At 66.7% G+C, this 4,258-nt stretch carries 5 protein-coding genes; 4 read left to right on the top strand and 1 reads right to left on the bottom strand.

The annotated features are described in order from the left end of the window. Together Q7T84_RS16980 and Q7T84_RS16975 are read left to right on the top strand one after the other, a co-directional pair. On the top strand, positions 1 to 1,494 hold a 1,494-nt coding region (locus tag Q7T84_RS16980), incomplete at its 5' end, for an FTR1 family protein (RefSeq protein WP_304811183.1). After that, positions 1,491 to 2,447 (top strand): arsenic resistance protein, encoded by a 957-nt coding sequence (locus Q7T84_RS16975; RefSeq protein WP_304811181.1) that lies wholly within the window; start codon positions 1,491 to 1,493, stop codon positions 2,445 to 2,447. The genes Q7T84_RS16980 and Q7T84_RS16975, both read left to right, overlap by 4 nt. Here the strand turns inward: Q7T84_RS16975 and Q7T84_RS16970 are convergent. Continuing rightward, positions 2,430 to 2,702 (bottom strand): hypothetical protein, encoded by a 273-nt coding sequence (locus tag Q7T84_RS16970; RefSeq protein WP_304811179.1) that lies wholly within the window; start codon positions 2,700 to 2,702, stop codon positions 2,430 to 2,432. The genes Q7T84_RS16975 and Q7T84_RS16970 overlap by 18 nt on opposite strands. Positions 2,703 to 2,936: 234 nt before the next feature. Here Q7T84_RS16970 and Q7T84_RS16965 point away from each other — a divergent pair, with 234 nt between their 5' ends. Continuing rightward, positions 2,937 to 3,794, top strand: a complete 858-nt coding sequence (locus Q7T84_RS16965; protein ID WP_304811177.1) for a site-specific integrase — start codon at positions 2,937 to 2,939, stop codon at positions 3,792 to 3,794. Between the two features lie 4 nt (positions 3,795 to 3,798). Further along, a partial coding sequence (locus Q7T84_RS16960; protein WP_304811175.1) for a transposase zinc-binding domain-containing protein occupies positions 3,799 to 4,258 on the top strand: 460 nt, incomplete at its 3' end.

The raw sequence follows: 4,258 nt of genomic DNA, 5'->3' as shown, positions 1-4,258 counted from the left end.
GGCGTCACCGGCGGCGGCGACGGCCCGCAGGCCGAAGGGTTGGACCCGCCCCCGATCGCCTTCACAGACGAGACCCGCGCCCGCGAGCGCAGTGTCTTTGCGCTCTATCAGGTGATCGAGCAGGGTCTCGACGGCACCAGTATGGCCAGCTTCGCGCATCTGCCGCCACAGGACCGTTGGGCCCTCGCGATCTATTCGGGTTCGTTTGCCTATCCCGCTGACAAGGCAGCGTTTGGCGAGGCTCTTTGGAAGGCCGATCCCAGTCTGCGCAGCCAATTCGACCTAGAGAAGCTGGTCGGCGTCACGCCCGCTTCGCTCGCCGACCAGATCGGCGAGGAGAACGCGCAGCAACTCACCGCCTACCTGCGGCGCAATGCCGACGCCGTGGTCAGCGCCGAGGTGGCGGGCACACTTTCACTAGCTCGCTCCAAGCTCGACCAATCCTTGAGCGCTTATCGCAAGGGCGACCGAAAGGCCGCGACCAACCTGGCGCTGTCTGCATATCTCGACGGCTTCGAGCCGGTAGAAGCCGTGCTTTCCGCCCGCGACAACGCCTTGATGATCCGGATCGAGGGGGCCATGGCCGACCTGCGGGCGAGCATCGCCAAAGGTGAGCCGCAAGAGGCCGTCGCCGCGCGCGTCACCGCCCTCGACGACCTGTTCGCCGAGGCAGAGGCCGTGCTGGCCCCAAGCCAGGCCTCGGCGATGTCGAGCTTCCTGGCCGCCTTCACGATCCTTCTGCGTGAAGGGCTTGAGGCCATTTTGATCGTTGTCGCCATGATCACCTTCCTGAGAAAGGCCCAACGCCAGGACGTGCTTCCGTACGTCCATGGCGGGTGGGTCGCGGCCCTGGCCGCGGGGGTAGCCACTTGGGCCGCGGCGACGTGGTTGATCACCATCAGCGGTGCCAGCCGCGAACTCACCGAAGGTTTCGGCGGGGTGTTCGCCGCGCTCGTGTTGCTCTGGGTCGGTATTTGGATGCACGGCAAGAGCCATGCGCAGGCTTGGCAGCGCTACATCCGCGACAAGCTTGGCAGCGCCCTCAATCGCCGCTCGGCCTGGTTCCTATTCGCGTTGGCCTTTGTGGTCGTCTATCGCGAGGTCTTTGAGACGATCCTGTTCTATGCAGCCATCTGGACGCAAGGAAATGGCGGCGCGGTGATAGCGGGCGCTGCTGCGGCGCTCGTCGTGCTGGCCATCATCGCGTTCCTGATGATGCGCTACAGCCGCACCCTGCCGATCGGGAAGTTCTTCGCCTATAGCTCCGCTCTCATCGCGGTGCTGGCAGTCGTGCTGATCGGCAAAGGAACGGCCGCCTTGCAAGAAGCGGGGTATCTCCCGGTGACGCCGTGGCCGGGCCTGCCCCGTAGCGATTTCCTGGGGATCTATCCGACCCGCGAGACGGTTCTGGCCCAGTTGCTGATGATCATCGCCATAGTCGTCGGATTTGCCTGGTCAAACCGCGCCGCTCAGAGAGAAGCGCAGGCGGCATGAGCATCGTGGCTCTACGCGAGACCTTGGAGACGCGCCAAGTCGCGATCTACATCGGCGCCGTTGTGGTGGGCGGGCTGGTGGGAGCCCTGGCCCCTGGGGCGGGGGCACTAGAACCCGCGATCAATCCCGCGCTCGCCCTGATGCTGTTCGTGACGTTCCTACAGGTCCCAGTCGCGGCGCTGGGTCAGGCGCTTCGCAACCTGCGCTTCCTATCCGTCCTGCTTGGCGTGAACTTTGTCGTCGTCCCCCTGCTGGTGGCGGTCCTGATCCAGTTCACGCCGGCCGATCCGCTCGTGCGGCTCGGCGTGCTGTTCGTACTGCTCTGCCCCTGCATCGACTATGTGGTGACGTTCGCGCACCTGGGCCGGGCTGACGCGCGGCTGCTCCTTGCCTCAACGCCCGTCCTGCTCATCGGCCAGATGATCGCATTGCCGGTCTACCTGCGTCTTTTCCTCGGCGAGGATGCTGGTCGGTTCGTGCAGGCGGGACCGTTCCTGCATGCATTTCTGTGGCTGATCGTCATTCCCCTCGGCCTGGCGATCATCTGCCAGCTGTGGGCTGGGCGACAGTCCGCCGGGGAAAAGGTCGTCAGCGCTCTTGGCTTGCTGCCGGTGCCGGCGACGGCGCTCGTTCTCTTCATCGTTGTCGCCGCCATGCTGCCGCAGCTTGACGCTGCGATCCCTGCGGCGCTGGCCGTGCTTCCGGTCTACTTCGCCTTCACCGTTTTGGCCCCGATTGCTGGGTGGATCGTGGCGCGGTGCGCGCGTCTCGAAGCGGAAGCCGGTCGAGCGGTCGCGTTCAGCGCCGGAACGCGGAACTCACTCGTGGTGCTCCCGCTGGCGTTGGCCGTGCCTGGAGCCGTTCCGATTCTTCCGGCGGTGATCGTCGCCCAGACCCTCGTGGAGCTCATCGCCGAACTGGTGTTCGTGCGAACTCTAAGTCGGCTGCCGTAGGACAATTTGGCCAACATCCCTTTCATGCCTGTCGGGCGCGTCGAACAGGCGATCCATCAGGGATTGGCCGTTCGACAGGCGGCGGGTCAGCGTGTCGAGGAAGCTGCCATAGCGCTCCAATCCGACCGCCTGGGCGGCGGCGCGGTCTTCGGCTGACAGGCGCGGCGTGGAGGTCAACCAAGCGCGGACGAAAATCGCCAGGGCCTCAACGCTGACCTGGGTTTCCCATTCGATGCGTTCCATGTGGTGGTTCATGCGATCCAGGCGCTGCGCCGACTCGGAAGGCGCCGAGAACTACATGTTCGCCACGGCCCTCTGACCTGCGATAGCCGAGCGCACCCCCGCCTGTCGCGTCCGCTTGGAGCCAATGGACTAAGCCGCTCGCGCGGCATGGGTGGATGAGGCACGCGGTAGTGATCACGCTGCGAGCGACGAAGCCCGCCCGTCCTGTCTGAGATCAGGGGTCAACCCTGCAGACAGGAGATCCCCATGACCTCTGCACCCACGACCCCGCTACGCCAGCGGATGATCGAAGACATGACCATCCGGCAGTTCGGGTCCAAGACCCAGCACGACTACGTCCGTGTGGTGGCCGACTTCGCCCGGTTTCTTGGCCGCCCGCCCGACCACACCGAGCCGGAGGATCTCCGACGCTACCAGCTGCATCTGGCCGCCGAAGGCGCCTCACCAGCCAAGATGAACGCGGCGGTGTCGGCGCTGCGGTTCTTCTTCAAGGTGACGCTGGCGCGGCCGAGCTTCGGCGAACGGCTGGCGAGCGTGAGGAAGGAAGATCGCCTGCCGCAGGTGCTGAGCCCGCAAGAGGTGGCGCTGCTGCTGCACTGCGCGCCGAGCCTGAAGCACAAGGCCGCGCTCAGCATCGCTTACGGCTGCGGGCTGCGGGTCTCGGAGATCGTCCACCTAAAGGTCGGCGACATCGACAGCGGCCGCATGCTGATCCGCGTCGAGCAGGGCAAAGGCCGCAAGGACCGCTACGTCATGCTCTCGCCCGACCTGCTGGAGCTGCTGCGCCGCTGGTGGCGGGCGGCCCGGCCGCGGGGCTGGCTGTTCCCCGGCCGTGATCCGGGCCAGCCGATCACCGCCCGACAACTGAACCGCGCCTGCAAGGTCGCGGCGACCACTGCAGCGCTGGACAAGCCGGTGTCGATGCACACGCTGCGACATAGCTTCGCCACCCACCTGCTCGAGCGTCGGACCGACGTGCGGGTGATCCAGGTGCTGCTCGGTCACAAGAAGCTGGACACCACCGCCCGCTACACCCGGGTGGCGCTGAAGACCCTCGGCGCGGTGACCAGCCCGCTCACCTATCTGAGGCCGCCGCCCAGCTGAACCGATGCCGCGGCCATCCCTGGAGGTGGCCGACATCCTGCGTCAGCACGGCGAGGCCTTCCGCCGTGCGCATGCCGGACACTTGAGCCTCGGGCAGCTCAAGGTCATGTCGGCCATCGAGGCCTGCCGCACCGCCGAGCTCGGCGGCCACGTCGCGCGCTGCGACGACTGCGAGCGGCTGGCGGTGAGCTACAACTCCTGCCGCAACCGCCACTGCCCCAAGTGCCAGGGCGCGGCGGCCAAGGCCTGGCTCACCGAGCGCCAGGCCGACCTGCTGCCGGTCGCCTACTTCCACGTGGTCTTCACCCTGCCGGCCCCGATCGCGGCGATCGCCTTCCAGAACAAGGCCGTGGTCTACGACCTGCTCTTCAAGGCCGCCGCCGAGACCCTTCAGACCATCGCCGCCGATCCCAAGCACCTGGGCGCGCGGATCGGCCTCATCGCCGTGCTGCACACCTGGGGCT

The sequence above is a fragment of the Phenylobacterium sp. genome, from assembly GCF_030654915.1.
Taxonomy (GTDB): domain Bacteria; phylum Pseudomonadota; class Alphaproteobacteria; order Caulobacterales; family Caulobacteraceae; genus Phenylobacterium.
Note: the sequence above shows the minus strand (reverse complement) of the source record. Positions and strands in the feature narration are given on the sequence as shown.